This is a genomic window from Bacillus rhizoplanae, from assembly GCF_917563915.1.
Classification (GTDB): Bacteria; Bacillota; Bacilli; order Bacillales; family Bacillaceae_G; genus Bacillus_A; species Bacillus_A rhizoplanae.
This window is the reverse complement of sequence record NZ_CAKJTI010000088.1, coordinates 1-348: the sequence shown is the minus strand read 5'-3', so window position 1 is coordinate 348 and position 348 is coordinate 1. Positions and strand designations below refer to the sequence as shown.

Here is a 348-nt window from a genome sequence, read left to right as displayed (position 1 = left end):
GCGGCTGGATCACCTCCTTTCTATGGAGAATTGATGAACGCTGTTCATCAATAAAGTTTCCGTGTTTCGTTTTGTTCAGTTTTGAGAGAACTATCTCTCAATTAGATACAGTGCAAGTAGTTTGTTTTTCTTGCGGTTGCGTCTGAAAGTGAATTCCACGATGATGGGTTCCTCACCGCATGCCAGCTAAGAAGCAAATTCAGCGCAGTAGGCATGTTCTTTGAAAACTAGATAACAGTGTAGCTCATATTTTTTTAATTTTGGTTAAGTTAGAAAGGGCGCACGGTGGATGCCTTGACACTAGGAGTCGATGAAGGACGGGACTAACACCGATATGCTTCGGGGAGC

Annotated in this window: 1 rRNA gene; it reads left to right on the top strand. The window is 43.4% G+C overall.

The features are described 5' to 3' along the window. Positions 1–262 precede the first annotated feature (262 nt). Positions 263–348 (top strand): 23S ribosomal RNA (locus tag LRP84_RS22400); the annotation flags it as partial.